A 13,681-nucleotide genomic window follows, 5' to 3' on the forward strand; every position below is an offset into this window, starting at 1 on the left:
GCAGTATATAAATAAATGGCGAAAATGAAGAAAGTGTTTTTTTTGTGTTTTCTTTTCTCCTCTCTGCTGCTGCATGCGGGCAGGCCTGTGCTGAAATTGCACAAGGGGAATTTTAAGATAGTTCAGTTTACGGATGTTCACTGGAGTGTGGGCGGCAAGTACGAGGTGAAAAACGATAGTACGCTGTTGGTTATGAATGCGGTGCTTGATGCTGAGAAGCCCGACTTGGTGGTGTTTACCGGTGATGTGGTGGTTTCAAAGGATGCGCTGGAAGGCTGGAAGCGTGTGCTGGCTCCTGTGGAGTTGCGCAAGATTCCTTTTGCGGTGACGTTTGGCAACCACGATACGGAAACGGATTTGCCTACAACGGATTTGTTGGCTTTCATAGCAAAGAGGCCGTATAACGTAACGACAAACGCCGGCGGCGGAGTAGAGGGGGTGGGCAACTGTGTGTTGCCCGTCAGAAACGAAAAGGAGGATGCTACGGCTTGGAATCTTTTTCTGTTTGACTCTCATGCGTATACCAACGACTCAACGCTGGGGTATTATGATTGGATAAAGAAAAGTCAGGTGGACTGGTTTGTGACGGAAAGCAACCGGAGTGCCGTGAAAAACAAACGGAACGTGCCGGCTCTGGCTTTCTTCCACATTCCTGTTCCGGAATATGAGTATGTGCGCTTGCAGAAGAATACAGTGGGAAATACATCGGAAAAGGTGTGTTCGCCGTTGCTGAACAGTGGGCTGTTTTTTGCTTTCATGCAGCAGCAGAATGTGAAGGCTACTTTTGTGGGGCATGATCACAACAATGATTTTGTAGGTTCCCTGGCGGGTATCAAGTTATGTTACGGGAGAAAAACAGGATTCCTCTCGTACGGCATACTGGAGAAGGGTGCGCGGGTGATTGAAATCAACGGGAATGGGGAGATGAGCACGCACATCAGAACGTTGCACGGAACGGAGTAGTTTCTTTGATTAGACAGTAGTATGTAACGTCACTAAAAGTATTTGTATCATGAATAAACGGATGATCCGGTTTTTATGGATACTTTTGGAGCTGTAAAATACTTATGTCTAATCAAAAAGAAGAATGAAAAAGTTATTTATCGCATGTTGCGCTCTGCTACTGAGCGTGGGGTCTTTTGCGCAAGATCCTAATTTTTACATTTACCTTTGTTTCGGTCAGTCGAACATGGAGGGCAATGCCCGTTATGAGGCGCAAGACACTGTTGTGAATCCGCGTTTCCAGGTTTTATCTGCTGTGGATAACAGTGAGGTGGGACGGTTGAAAGGAAAATGGTATCCGGCAAGGGCACCGCTATGCCGTAAGGGTACGGGACTGGGACCTGCCGATTATTTTGGCCGTACGATGGTGGAGAATCTGCCCGAGAATGTACGGGTGGGGGTGGTGCACGTAGCCATTGGTGGTTGCCGCATCGAGTTGTTTCAGAAGGATAAGTACAAGGAATACATAAAAACTGCACCCGAGTGGATGAAGGGGATGCTGAAGGCGTATGATGATGATCCGTATGCCCGACTGGTGGAGATGGCGAAGCTAGCTCAGAAGGACGGGGTGATCAAGGGGATTTTGATGCACCAGGGTGAGTCGAACACGGGTGAAAAGGAATGGCCGTTGAAGGTGAAGGATGTGTACGATAATTTATTGGCGGACTTGAATCTGCATGGGCAGGATGTGCCGTTGATTGCCGGTGAGGTGGTGAATGCGGATCATGGGGGGACGTGTGCTTCGATGAATCCGATCATTGCTACGCTGCCGGAGGTGATTCCGAACAGTTACGTGATTTCGTCGGCCGGACTAAGCTGTGCGTTCGATCATTTGCATTTTGATGCGGCTGGGTATCGTATATTCGGTCAACGGTATGCGGCACAGGCGCTGAAGTTGCTGGGTGTTGGCTTACCTACAGCAGAGGAGCTCATGGAGCGTACGGTGCCGGCGTCGACTAACATGCACGGTTGTGATTTCCCTCGTCTGGACCAGGATAACCGTGCTTACTTTCGTCTGTTTGCTCCCGATGTGAAGCGTTTGCAGGTGGATGTGTGCGGCAAGCGTTATGATATGCTGAAGGATGAAAAGGGCTGGTGGAGTGCTAAAACGGATAAGTTGGTGGTGGGGTTCCACTATTATTTCTTGCTGGTGGACGGTTTCTCTGTGATTGACCCGATGAGTAACACGTTCTTTGGCTGTAGCCGCATGGCAAGTGGCATCGAGGTACCCGAAGGCAAGGAGGGAGATTATTATCGGACGCAGAATGTGCCTCACGGACAGGTGCGTACGGTGACTTATTTCTCGGAAAGCCAGCAGAAGTTCCGCCGTTGTGTAGTGTATACACCGGCCGAATATGAAAAGAATACGAAGAAGCGTTATCCGGTGCTTTACTTACAACACGGTATGGGTGAGGATGAAACGGGATGGTCTACGCAGGGGTATATGTACAACATCTTGGATAACCAGATTGCCCAAGGTAAGTGTGTGCCGATGATTGTGGTGATGGAAAGCGGTGATGTGGAAGTGGGCTTCCGTCCGCGCCCCAACAAGGATGCCAATGCCGAACGTAATTTATACGGTGCTTCGTTTGCCACGCTGATGGTACAGGATTTGATTCCGATGATTGACAAAACGTTCCGTACGTATACGGATCGTGAAAACAGGGCCATGGCGGGTTTGTCATGGGGTGGCAAGCAGACGTTTGACATTACGCTGACGAACTTGGATAAGTTCTCGTACATCGGTGCTTTCAGCGGTGCTATCTTCGGACTGAATGTGAAGGATGCATTCAACGGTGTGTTTGCGGATGCCAAGGCGTTCAATAAGAAGGTGAACTATCTTTTCCTGGGTAGCGGCACGGAAGAAAACATGGGCACAGCGGCTTTGGTGAAGTCTCTGCGCGACATGAATATCAATCTGACTGAGTATGTGTCTCAGGGCACGGCACACGAATGGCTAACCTGGCGCAGGTGTTTGAATGAATTTATACCGCATCTGTTCAAGCGTTAATCGACTTTGATTTTATATTGAGGAATAATACGTACCCGATTGATCCGGCAAACTGAGCCTTTGGAGAAATCGGGTACGGCTTGTTTAGGTAGGTCCATCAAGAAGGGGGCCTTTTCTTTTAGGGGGCGGAAGTAGAAGCTCAGGTTTTCTTGCTTCAGCTGTTCGCGGTATCTTTTCAATCCGATGGTCCATGGCTCTCCGTAGTAAAAATGATCTTGTACGAGGAGGTTCTGCATAAATGCCATGGCTACATCGCCTGTATAATCAATTTCCAAGAAATATTCTTGTACTTGTGGGGAGGCCACACTGTCAGGGAAGTGTACGGTGAGGCGGCGGGCTCCTACTTTCTGATAGGTGTAGGCGGGGGTAACCGGTTGCACACGGGCGGTCTGTTTCTTCCAGCCTGCTCGGGAGGGGTAGAGTATGTAGTCGGCCTGGGGCTGCTCCATGCTAAGTAGGTGGATGTCTGTTTCCCCTGGTAGCACGGTGGCGTGGGTGATGAGGAGTTTGCCGTGTACCTTGCTGCTGTTGAGTGCTTGCTGGCGGGTGAGGGTGGTCACGAGTATGCTCTTGCCGTTGCGTCCGGTAACACGGAAGGTGCTGTTGAGCCCGGGTTGTGGGGTGAAGAGGTGTTTGCCACGGGTGGTTGCCGGGTTGAACAGGTATTGGGGAGACATGCCTTCGGGAGCAAAGAAGATGTAGTGTTCTGTTCCGCGGTCGTCAAACTTCATGAGCAGCTGGGCGGTAGCGTACTTCAACGTGAGTGCCCCCATGGGGAGGTTGAAGGGGAGTATCACGCTTTCGTCTTTCAGTAGCTGGATAGTGCCTTGGTCGGGTATGCGTAGGGTTTCTCCTTGCAGGTGGAGCTTCAGTGCAAGATTGCCTTGGGTGATGCGTGCGGTGTCATGGTCTTGGTAGTTGACCATAAAGAGGAAGCCGCTGTTGTCTTTGATGCGTGCGCAGTAGCGTAGGTCCTCGCGGTTGTCGGGGATGATTTGGCGGTAGTTATCGGGCAGTACGACTTCCATAGGGGCGAGTAGGTGCGAGAAGTCGGCCAGGAAGCTATGCAGCAGGCGTAGGTTGCGGAACATCTTGCCTTCCAGTCCGAATTCTCCGATAGGGGCTTGGAAGTCGTAAGATATTTTGGGCATGCCCATGGGTTCGTCTTGGAAGGAAGTGATGCCTCCTTTTTGTTTGGGGGTGGAGCCGCCGTGGTACATGTAGTAGCCGATGCCGTTGGCGCCGCTACCGAGGGTACGTACCATGAGGGCTTCGGCCGACTGTGCAGGTACTACGGGGCGGCGTTTGTAAATCATCTGAATGCCCACGCCCATCTCAGCACAGAACGACGGGAACTGATCTGTTTGGTAGCGCACGGGGGAGTAGTCGGGCTCGAGTTGTATGTTCTTGAAACGGCAGAAAGGTGACATGCCTGGCTTGGCCCAGAAGGGGTAGGTGTAGGCGGCAGTGACGGGTAGAGCTTCGTTGCCGATGACAGCTGCGTTGCCCCAGCCGGTAGCGGTGTAGAGGGGGGTGATGATACCGGCTTCTTCGGCCATTTTCTTCAGTGTGCGCATGTGTATGTTGCCCAGTTCAGCGCGGGTGATGGCTTTGTCTTGCACACTGACGCCTACCATGGTGATGCTGGCATCGTAGGTGGCGGTGGTGTGGTCGGGGTCTTCTCCGGGATAGGTAATGGCCCAGGGAGCAGCGGAATGTTGGTGTTCGTTTTCGATCTGGCAGCCGATGACGGGGCCGTTATCTTTGAAATAGAGTCCTTCGAGTTGGCGGGCGATCTGCTCGTAGAGGCGTTTGACGTATTTCAGGTAATTGACGTCGTTGGAGCGTACTTCGAGTGGTTTGGCAAAGAGCCAGTCGGGTAGTCCGCCGTTACGGATTTCACCGTGACAGAAGGGGCCGATGCGGACGATGACGGGCATGTGGTGTTTCTGGCAAAGCTGAACAAACCGGCGCAGGTTGCGGTTGCCTTCCCAGTTGAATACGCCTTCCTCTTCTTCGTGGAGGGCCCAGAAGATGTAGGTGGGAATGACGGTGATGCCACCGGCTTTCATCTTACAGATTTCTTCTTCCCACTGTGCTTCGGGGTAACGGCAGTAATGGAACTCTCCCATGACGGGAATGGTGGGCGTGCCGTTGATGCTCATGTAGTAGCTGTTCACGTCGATGTTATCGCCGGAGGGGTTACTGCCTCCCAGTTGGAGGTGTCCGCGGTGAATGACTTTCGGTGTGGAGGGAGCAGTGAGCTCGTATAGGTGTTGTGCTTGTGCGCTAAGGGTAGCGGTGGTGAGGGCAATGCTAAATAGGAGTGCTTTCATCTTTATTTCTTTTTTGCAGTAAAAGATTTCAGGAACGTTACTTTTGGAACATTTTCTTGAGGGTTTCGGCCAGGCAGAAGCGGGCGTGCATCCAGGTGTGGCTGCCTTCACGGATTACTTGTTGGTGCCGAATGTCTTTTGTCTTGAAGTAGTTGAGGTTGTCGATCACTCCTTGGTAGAGGAAGTCACTGGTTCCTACACCGAGCCACAACATCTTGAAGCTGTTGGCGTCTTTCACGAGGTTAGGGAAGTATTTGTCCATGCATTCGGGGGTGAGGTATGCGCTGTAGGAAGCTAACCAGGCAAACTTGTCCGGATGCTGCAGGGCGGTGAACATGGCTTGTCCGCCTCCACGTGAGAAACCGGCTATGGCGCGGTGGTCGCGATCGTTGATGGTTCGGTAGTTCTGTTCAACAAAGGGCATGACACACGCTGTAAGCTCTTGAGCGAAGGTGACATATTTCTCGGCTGCGGCCATGGTCGACGGTCCGGGTGTGACGCCGGTGTTCATGTAGCCGTAGGGCATGACGATGATCATGGGCTCTGCTTGCTGACGGGCAATGAGGTTGTCGAGTATGGTGTTGGCGCGTCCTACCTTGAACCAAGTTTCTTCGGTATCGGTGGTACCGCTGATGAGGTAGAACACGGGGTATTTCTTCGTTGGGTTTTGGTCGTACTCTGCAGGGGTGTAGACCAGTACGTTGCGGTATTGATTCAACACGTGCGATTGATAGATGCCATACTGCACTTTGCCGTGAGGCACGGGGTTGACGGTGTAGAGTGCGTTGGGATAGGGGATTTCGAGCAGACTGGCCTTGAAGGTTTCATTGGGGAAGATGTGGGGGTTACCGGGATCGGCTACTTCCACTCCGTCGATGATCAGGTTGTAGGGATAGATGTCGGCTGTGGGTGATGGAAGGGTAACGCTCCATATCCCATCGGTTCCTTTGATTAACGGTGCGGTGCCCGACATGAATTGGCCTCTCACTTCCACCCGTTGGGCAGCAGGTGCTTTGATGCGAAAGGTGATGGTGCCGTTCGGATTAATAACGGGAGAGGTTAATACACTCATATCCTGAGCATGGAGCATGCCGCATGCGAGGAGTAGACAAAATAATAACAGATGTTTTTTCATGATATCATAAATAATATTAGGTTGTATTTCTACAAAAATACATCTTTTTTTAATACGAAATGAACTTCTTTTTGTCAGTGGCCCGTTTTACCGTTTATTTACGCCTTAACGGAGCAAATCTGTATCTTCACCACAAAGATTTGTATCATGAGGTGGTAGCGGTTTGCGGGAAGATGAGTACATTTGAGGAATAAAATAACATGTTAACTAAAGAAGAATGAAAAACTTTATCCTGATTTTTGCGGCTCTTTTTATATGTGCCGGTTCTTTTGCGCAAACGCAATGGACGAATGTTAGTTATGCCGATGATGATTTAGAAGGACACAAACTGGACATTGTGCTGCCGACCACCAACCAGCCTGCTTACAAAGCGGTGGTGCTGATTTACGGTAGTGCGTGGTTTGCCAATAACATGAAGCAGATGGCTTTTCAGGCCATGGGGAAGCCGTTGCTTGAGAGTGGTTTTGCAGTGATAAGCATCAATCACCGGTCGAGTGGAGATGCCAAATTCCCGGCACAGATTAATGATGTGAAGGCGGCCATACGCTTCATACGTGCCAATGCGGAGAAATACAAAATTGATGCGTCGTTTATCGGTATCACCGGTTTCTCATCGGGCGGTCATCTGTCGGCACTGGCAGGGGCAACCAATGGGGTGAAAGCTTATACGGTGGGCCGTACTACGGTAGATATAGAGGGCAGTGTGGGAGCATACGGTTCTTTTAGCAGTGATGTAGATGCGGTGGTCGACTGGTTTGGCCCCATTGACATGACGCGCATGGAGAATTGCAACACCACGAAGGGTGCCGATTCACCCGAGGCTGCTCTGATAGGTGGTGCACCGGCCGATCATCCGGAGATGTTGGCGTTGCTTAATCCGATGACTTATCTGGATGTGAAGGATCCGAAGTTCTTGGTGATTCATGGAGATGCCGACACGGTAGTGCCTAATTGCCAGAGTATTTATTTCTCTGATGCATTGAAAGCAAAGGGCTTGTTGGAGGAGTTTATCTCTGTTCCCGGTGGTCAGCACGGTCCGGTGACTTTCAATGAGGCTACTTTCAAAAAGATGGCGGAGTTCTTTGTGAAGCAAAGCAAATAGGGGCATCATTACACTTTTTAGTCGGAGTTTCTGTTGGTTCTTTCATTTATGTTTTATATTTGTAAGCGTATGCTAATAATAACCATTTATCAGATGTAATTATGACACAGAGAATGCGCTTGCTTTTATTACTTTTTGTAGGTATCCAGTTTGTAACGTTGGCCCGTGCCGAAAATTATCCTTACCGGAGTGATGTGCTTTGGGTAACTGTGCCCGACAAGGCCGATTGGCTCTACCGAACAGGGGAGAAGGCTAAGGTGGAAATACAGTTTTACAAATATGGCATTCCGAGAGATGTGGAGGTGAGTTATGAGCTGGGATATGACATGCTGCCTGCTCATGACAAGGGAAAGTTGGTACTGAAAAATGGTAGAGGGGTCATTGCATTGGGTACGATGAAGGAGCCTGGATTTTTGGATTGCAGGCTGACTGCTGTGGCTGATGGCAAGACGTACAAACATCATGTGAAGGTGGGATTCTCACCCGAGAAGCTGAAACCGTATACTCAATTGCCGGCCGATTTTACGGAGTTCTGGAAAAGGGCTAAGGAGGAACTGGCTCAGTATCCGCTGACGTTTACCATGAAGAAAGTAGAAAAGTACAGTTCGGATGAGGTGAATTGTTACTTGGTAAAGCTGTATGTGAATAACAAGAAGCAGGCGGTATACGGTTATCTTACCATGCCGGTGAAGCCCGGTAAGTATCCGGTGGTAATTTGTCCGCCGGGTGCCGGAATCAAGACAATCAAAGAACCCATGAAACGTATTTATTATGCTCAGAATGGTTTAATACGCCTGGAGATGGAGATTCATGGTTTGAATCCTGAGATGAGTGAGGATGAGTTTGCTGAGGTGAGCCGCGCTTTCAACGGGGCGGAGAATGGGTATCTGACCAATAACTTGGACGATAAAGATAATTATTATATGAAGCGGGTGTATCTGGCTTGTGTGCGTGCGGTTGATTTCCTGACTTCGCTACCCGAATGGGATGGAAAGAATGTGATTGCTCAGGGTGGTAGTCAGGGAGGTGCACTGGCGCTTGTAACGGCGGGACTGGATGAGCGTGTAACGGCGTGTGTGGCCAATCATCCGGCTCTGAGTGACATGGCGGGCTACCTGTGGGGTACCGGAGGGTATCCGCATTTTAACCGCATGAGAAACATGCTGACTCCGGAAAAGGTGAAGACGCTGGCTTATTATGATGTGGTGAACTTTGCACGATTTGTTCGTTGCAACACGTATCTCACTTGGGGATTTAATGATGATGTGTGTCCGCCCACAACCAGTTATCGGGTGTACAACCTGATTCAGGCACCCAAGGAGGCATTGATTACTCCCATTAATGAACACTGGACATCTGATGATACGGAATATGGGCACATGCTTTGGATAAAAAAGCACATAAAATGATTGACTCTTTTATAGTTATAAGAAAGCTCCCCACACGGAAAACCGGTGGGGAGCTTTCTTATTATAGATGTATTTTTTATTTCTTATAGTATTTCATTGCTTCGGGAATGAGCTTCTGAATGTTGCTTACGCGGGTAGCATCTGAAGGGTGCGTACTCATAAACTCAGGTACTTTTTGTGTCCCTTGTGCAGACATGCGTTGCCAGAAGGATACGGCAGCTTGCGGGTTGTAACCGGCCATGGCAGTGAAGATCAGGCCTATTTGGTCGGCTTCGTTTTCGTTGGAGCGTGAGTAAGGGAGCATGACACCATATTGCGCCCCCAATCCGTACACTGATTGAGCTAATTGCCGTGTTTGTGTCGTTTTACCGCTCAGAATCACATCGAGTGCCTGTCCGCCATATTGCATGACCATTTGCTGGCTGAGTCTTTCTGCTGAATGTTTGGCTACGGCATGTGCCACTTCGTGTCCCAGAACCACTGCCAGCCCTTCTTCCGTTTGAGTAATGGGTAAGATGCCTTCGTTGACTACAATTTTACCTCCGGGCAAGCAAAATGCATTGGCTTCTGCATTTTTCACTAGTTTGAAAGTCCACGCAAACCCACTTATGTCAGCCTGGCGACCTTGTGATGTGAGATAGGTCTCTACTGCACTGGCTATTTTCTTACCTACACGTACTACCATTTCGGTATTTCTCTTGTCGGTAGAAAGGGTGGCTGTTTTCATGTAGTCGGTATAACTTTGTTCACTCAGGCTCATCACCTGCTCGTCAGATACCAGCATGAGTTGCTTACGTCCTGTAAGTGCAACGCTGCTACAACTGCTGAGGATGGCACAGCTTACTAGCAGGCACATCCATTGAATTCTGTCTTTTTTCATCGCTAAAGGTTGTTTTTTGCAAATATATATTTTTTAATAAAGATACAAAAAAAACGGAGCACTAATTAGTACTCCGTTTCTATTATGATAGAATAAAATGATTATTCAAGTATCACTACGCGGTTAAGTTCTTTCTTGTTATAGAACATGTTATCTGTTCCACCATTAGCGATGATTTCCATCTGGTTGGGGTTAACACCTTCTGCTACGAGAGCATCATAAACCACTTTGGCACGTTTTTCGCTTAACTTCTGGTTAATGCGAGCGCTTCCTGTTGCTTTGTCAGCATATCCTGCAATCTTATATTTCTTGTCAGGATTAGCCTTCATAACCTTAGCAGCTAACAACAAGTTAACTTTACCTTGGTCGTTAAGCTTGGTTTTACCAATTTGGAAGAAGATAGCACGAGGTCCGGGAACCTGAACTTCTTTAACCACCTCTTTGGTTACAGTTTCTACTCTGCCGGCAGCATTCTTAGCAGCAGCCAACTCTTGTTGAGTAGCAGCCAATTCATTTCTGTATCTGTTTACTTCATCATTGATTGATTTTGTATCAACGATAGAGTTGCATGATACGAAGTTTTTGCCACCAAATGTGTAAGTAACACCTGCTGTCAATGATACAGCTCCGTCAGTGTATGCACTGCTCTTGCGACCAAACATAGAAGGAGATACTTCACCACGTGCTTCGATGTTGATATCAAGGTATTTGTTCACATTGAACTGTCCCATCAAACCAACTGAACCGTTAATCAAAGCATTGATATCATCTTGTTCTCCGAATGTTTTAGACCAAGTAAGACCGGGACCTGCAAAGGCAGATACAGTGAACAAACGATCGGGGTTGTAACCTGCGATGGCGTTTGTGATGTTATACAATCCATCGATACGGGTTGTCAGATAGTGCTTGTTCTTGATCTCATTGTAAGTACCACTCGGCATTCCATATTTAGAATAGAGGGTAGACCACAATCCGGCTGCCTGGAAACGAACACCCCATGTTGGGTTGAACAGTTTACCTACTGACAGATGGATCTGGGGAGTTATGGCATGTCCAAAGCCATAATCAAAGTTGTCAGGATTAACATTCAACTGAGCTCCTGCACCAACGCTGATAAAGATATTGTCTTTGAACTTCTCAGAGAAGTATTTATCTTTGGCGCCGTTGCTTTGAGCCATCGCAGTTGATGCACCAGCCAACAGTAAGGATAATATTACTAATTTACTTTTCATCACTTTTACTATTTAATTTGGATAATTCATTCAATTCACTCGGTCTGAAGTTATTCAGCAGTACCTGCACCACCACCGGCGTTGCTTGAACCACCGTGACCATCGTGTGAATCGTGTGAATCATGTGAATCGTGTGAATCATGTGAATCAACTGTTGGAGCTACTTTCACATTAGTCATATAGCTAACTATTGCACCGTAGTTTATTCCGTCGATATTGAATATTAAATCATCCAAATTAATGGTATATGTCAATATGTAACCTGTAATACTTAAACCACCACCGGTTAAAGTAGTCGTTGCAGTTTTCTTAACCAAAGGATAAACTCTATTTAAGTAAGCAGATGCATTAGCAAGGAACTGTTGTTGGAAAGTAACGGCTCTTGTTGTAATGTCTGTAGCTAAATCAAATCCTTCATAATAAGAATAAGTAACATTAACAGGATCTACGCTTGCAGCTTTTAATGCAATAGGAGTAGTAATAGTCATTGTACCGTCATCGTTGATGAGTGTAGTTGAAGTACCTACTGTAGCTTCAGCACCTACTTCAGGAACAAAACTTTCAACAACAGCAGCTTGAACTGCTTGGATCTGAGCTTCAGTTGGAGTTTGAACGCCTGTAGGAGGAGTTACCTGAGAAGTTGCATCAAACAATCTGATGTCGGCAACAGCAGTGCTGGTTTGTCCTTCTGCTACTGCGATACAGTAAACTGTTCTGGTTACAGGATAGAATCCGTCAGCAGTGGCAGCAACTACATATCCTGCTTCCTTATAGTCAACTTTCTTAATGAAAGCACCGTTGGTAAGAGTTACGGCAGCACCGTCAACTGTTACGGTTGCATTCATTGATTGACCGTTACTTCCGTTAGAAACAGAACCGATTACGTAATAAGCCGCAGGTGCAATAGGATCTGCGTCAATCTCTTCTTTCTCATAGCAACTTGTAAAAAGGGCGCCACAAATTGCCATTAGGTAAAGCGCTGATTTTGCGCCAAAACCGAATAATTTACTTTTCATTTTCATCTCAATAAAAAAATTAAAATTGATAATTCTGATTTAATTAATAACGTTTACGTACAATAGTTTGCATTGTGTTTAAACATTTATAGCGCAAAAGTAGCTATTTTTTTAAGAACGCAAAGGAATTTTCATAAAAAAAATACTTTTTGACCTATAAATGTTATTTTAAATTTCAATTATAACTAAAAACCACTTATTTAATGTATTTCAGTAAAACACAATGTGATGCACTTTATTTTATGAAACACATATTGATGCAGTTTTGTTTCGATATAATCTCTTCACCGGCAGGACAACTCAGGAAAACACAAAGGAAATCTCTGAATTATTATGTATTATTAATTCTATATTATATTGTGGGCACATTATGTTCGTTTCAATAAATGTATGGCCTTGTAAACTATTTATTATCATTGTATGATGTGCCTGAATTTGTGTGCGGAATCATGTGCGCTTTTTCATGGTTAATTATCAATGCAAAATCAGCCTTTCAGGATGCTTTGATGCAACTGAAAGGCTGATGTTATTTCGAGCCCGGAAGAGTTCTTTCTTTTATCTTAATTTATCTGACAACGAGTTTTTGTCTACACCGAATTTCTCTTCATGGTGTGTCTTGCCTTTGGGTTCGATGTGCACAATGATATCATATACATCCACGGTTTCTTTGATGTTGTGTTCTACTTTGTTGCCTATTTCATGGGCTTCATTGAGAGAAAGAGTACCGTCAACCTCAATATCAAGCGAAATCATGTACAGATTGCCTAGTTGGCGTGAACGTACTCTGTGCGGATTAACAGCACCGGGTACGCGATCTACCGCGTCGAAAATTTTGCTGTACACAGAGGTGTCTTTAACGCCGTCCATCAGCACCACATTGGTCTCCATGAAAATGTCTATGGATGATTTAATAATATATAAACTGATGAGCAGGCCCGTAATTGAGTCAAGGATTGGCATTTTTAATATGAATGTAAAGAAGAGTCCGCATAGTACGCCGGTTGATATGATGACATCGTTTCGCATGTTTTTGGCGTTGGCAATAAGCATGACGCTTCCGGCTTTTTTCCCTTGGCGAAACTGGTAATAGGCTAACCCCAATTTACCGATGATAGATAACAGGGTGACGTAGATTGCAATGGTAGAGGGTAGTTCCCGGGGTACGGCAAAGATAATGCTTTTTCCCGTTGACAGTAGCATTTGCATACCTGCAAAGAAGATGACGAAAGAGAGTACTTTGGCGGCCAGACTGTCGGCTTTTTCATAACCGTATGCATAGTTCGAGTTGGGTGGGCGACTAACAATTCGTGCGGTGAACAGGGTTACGATGGAGATGACCACATCTGTGGCTGAGTCAATACCATCACCCAACACGGCCAAGCTGCCTGCAAATATGCCGACTCCCATCTTTAAGATGGAAAGAATTGCATTACCGATGATACTGATCCATGAGGCACGGATTAAAATCTGCTCTCTTTCTTTCATTGATTTTTGTGATTTTGTGAATGCCTGCAAATATAATGCTAAAAATTAAATGCAATGTCGCTTTGCTTAATTA

At 46.9% G+C, this 13,681-nt stretch carries 10 protein-coding genes; 4 read left to right on the forward strand and 6 right to left on the reverse strand.

The window, feature by feature from the left end:
- Window positions 1-24: 24 nt before the first annotated feature.
- Complete coding sequence (locus ACKPCE_RS09420; RefSeq protein ID WP_319504981.1) at window positions 25-963, forward strand: metallophosphoesterase family protein; 939 nt, start codon at window positions 25-27, stop codon at window positions 961-963.
- A gap of 124 nt (window positions 964-1,087) precedes the next feature.
- Window positions 1,088-3,013, forward strand: coding sequence for a sialate O-acetylesterase (locus ACKPCE_RS09425; RefSeq protein ID WP_319504982.1), 1,926 nt, complete (start codon window positions 1,088-1,090; stop codon window positions 3,011-3,013).
- Here ACKPCE_RS09425 and ACKPCE_RS09430 read toward each other — a convergent pair.
- On the reverse strand, window positions 3,010-5,349 hold the full coding sequence (locus tag ACKPCE_RS09430; protein WP_319504983.1) for a beta-galactosidase: 2,340 nt from the start codon (window positions 5,347-5,349) through the stop codon (window positions 3,010-3,012). The two genes, ACKPCE_RS09425 and ACKPCE_RS09430, sit on opposite strands and share 4 nt — an antisense overlap.
- A 37-nt stretch (window positions 5,350-5,386) precedes the next feature.
- Window positions 5,387-6,484 carry an esterase gene (locus ACKPCE_RS09435; protein ID WP_319504984.1) on the reverse strand — a complete coding sequence of 366 codons (1,098 nt, stop codon included), beginning with the start codon at window positions 6,482-6,484 and terminating at the stop codon, window positions 5,387-5,389.
- A gap of 217 nt (window positions 6,485-6,701) precedes the next feature.
- Between ACKPCE_RS09435 and ACKPCE_RS09440 the strand changes: the two genes are divergently transcribed.
- On the forward strand, window positions 6,702-7,586 hold the full coding sequence (locus ACKPCE_RS09440; protein WP_319504985.1) for a prolyl oligopeptidase family serine peptidase: 885 nt from the start codon (window positions 6,702-6,704) through the stop codon (window positions 7,584-7,586).
- Between the two features lie 101 nt (window positions 7,587-7,687).
- Window positions 7,688-8,995, forward strand: a complete 1,308-nt coding sequence (locus tag ACKPCE_RS09445) for an acetylxylan esterase (RefSeq protein ID WP_407654962.1) — start codon at window positions 7,688-7,690, stop codon at window positions 8,993-8,995.
- A 76-nt stretch (window positions 8,996-9,071) separates the two neighbouring features.
- Here the strand turns inward: ACKPCE_RS09445 and ACKPCE_RS09450 are convergent, their stop codons facing one another.
- From ACKPCE_RS09450 to ACKPCE_RS09465, 4 genes are all read right to left on the reverse strand, one after another.
- Window positions 9,072-9,875 (reverse strand): M48 family metallopeptidase, encoded by an 804-nt coding sequence (locus tag ACKPCE_RS09450; RefSeq protein ID WP_319504986.1) that lies wholly within the window; start codon window positions 9,873-9,875, stop codon window positions 9,072-9,074.
- Window positions 9,876-9,976: 101 nt separating this feature from the next.
- Window positions 9,977-11,107, reverse strand: a complete 1,131-nt coding sequence (locus ACKPCE_RS09455) for an OmpA family protein (protein ID WP_276962633.1) — start codon at window positions 11,105-11,107, stop codon at window positions 9,977-9,979.
- A 50-nt stretch (window positions 11,108-11,157) separates the two neighbouring features.
- On the reverse strand, window positions 11,158-12,123 hold the full coding sequence (locus ACKPCE_RS09460) for a DUF3869 domain-containing protein (RefSeq protein ID WP_319504987.1): 966 nt from the start codon (window positions 12,121-12,123) through the stop codon (window positions 11,158-11,160).
- A gap of 555 nt (window positions 12,124-12,678) precedes the next feature.
- Window positions 12,679-13,608: a cation diffusion facilitator family transporter gene (locus ACKPCE_RS09465; RefSeq protein WP_319504988.1), complete on the reverse strand. Its 930-nt coding sequence runs from the start codon at window positions 13,606-13,608 to the stop codon at window positions 12,679-12,681.
- Between the last annotated feature and the right edge of the window lie 73 nt (window positions 13,609-13,681).

The organism is Bacteroides graminisolvens (assembly GCF_963666085.1).
Classification (GTDB): domain Bacteria; phylum Bacteroidota; class Bacteroidia; order Bacteroidales; family Bacteroidaceae; genus Bacteroides; species Bacteroides graminisolvens.

Excerpts from the sequence above, each read along its gene's own strand:
- ACKPCE_RS09420 (WP_319504981.1), top strand. The coding sequence starts at position 25 with ATGAAGAAAGTGTTTTTTTTGTGTTTTCTTTTCTCCTCTCTGCTGCTG.
- ACKPCE_RS09425 (WP_319504982.1), top strand. The coding sequence starts at position 1,088 with ATGAAAAAGTTATTTATCGCATGTTGCGCTCTGCTACTGAGCGTGGGG.
- ACKPCE_RS09430 (WP_319504983.1), bottom strand. The coding sequence starts at position 5,349 with ATGAAAGCACTCCTATTTAGCATTGCCCTCACCACCGCTACCCTTAGC.
- ACKPCE_RS09435 (WP_319504984.1), bottom strand. The coding sequence starts at position 6,484 with ATGAAAAAACATCTGTTATTATTTTGTCTACTCCTCGCATGCGGCATG.
- ACKPCE_RS09440 (WP_319504985.1), top strand. The coding sequence starts at position 6,702 with ATGAAAAACTTTATCCTGATTTTTGCGGCTCTTTTTATATGTGCCGGT.
- ACKPCE_RS09445 (WP_407654962.1), top strand. The coding sequence starts at position 7,688 with ATGACACAGAGAATGCGCTTGCTTTTATTACTTTTTGTAGGTATCCAG.
- ACKPCE_RS09450 (WP_319504986.1), bottom strand. The coding sequence starts at position 9,875 with ATGAAAAAAGACAGAATTCAATGGATGTGCCTGCTAGTAAGCTGTGCC.
- ACKPCE_RS09455 (WP_276962633.1), bottom strand. The coding sequence starts at position 11,107 with ATGAAAAGTAAATTAGTAATATTATCCTTACTGTTGGCTGGTGCATCA.
- ACKPCE_RS09460 (WP_319504987.1), bottom strand. The coding sequence starts at position 12,123 with ATGAAAAGTAAATTATTCGGTTTTGGCGCAAAATCAGCGCTTTACCTA.
- ACKPCE_RS09465 (WP_319504988.1), bottom strand. The coding sequence starts at position 13,608 with ATGAAAGAAAGAGAGCAGATTTTAATCCGTGCCTCATGGATCAGTATC.